This is a genomic window from Parendozoicomonas verongulae (assembly GCF_009711465.1).
Lineage (GTDB): Bacteria > Pseudomonadota > Gammaproteobacteria > Pseudomonadales > Endozoicomonadaceae > Sansalvadorimonas > Sansalvadorimonas verongulae.
This window is the reverse complement of sequence record NZ_SMME01000454.1, coordinates 1-325: the sequence shown is the minus strand read 5'-3', so window position 1 is coordinate 325 and position 325 is coordinate 1. Positions and strand designations below refer to the sequence as shown.

General features: G+C 54.5%; 1 protein-coding gene. It reads left to right on the top strand.

Going from position 1 to position 325, the window contains the following annotated elements:
* A partial coding sequence (locus tag E1189_RS24540) for a hypothetical protein (protein ID WP_230459903.1) occupies nucleotides 1-249 on the top strand: 249 nt, incomplete at its 5' end.
* Between the last annotated feature and the right edge of the window lie 76 nt (nucleotides 250-325).

The following is a 325-nucleotide window of genomic DNA, read 5'->3' as shown; positions in this document are numbered from 1 at the left end:
GTCAAAGTCACAGACAAAGGGCTTGTCCCCAGTGTGGGTGCGCTTGTGTCTGGTGAGAGCGCCGGATTGGGTGAAAGACTTTTTGCACCCGTCCTGGTCGCAGACAAAAGGCTTATCTCCTGTGTGGGTGCGCTTGTGTTTGATGAGCTCGCCGGATGCGGTAAACGCTTTGTGACACCCGGCAAAGTCACAGCCAAAGGGTCTGTCCCCTGTGTGAGTGCGTTTGTGTTTGGTAAGATCGCCGGATAGGGTAAACGTTTTGTGGCACCCCTCAACGTCACAGCCATAGGGCCTTTCCCCTGTGTGAATGCGTTTGTGTTTGGTG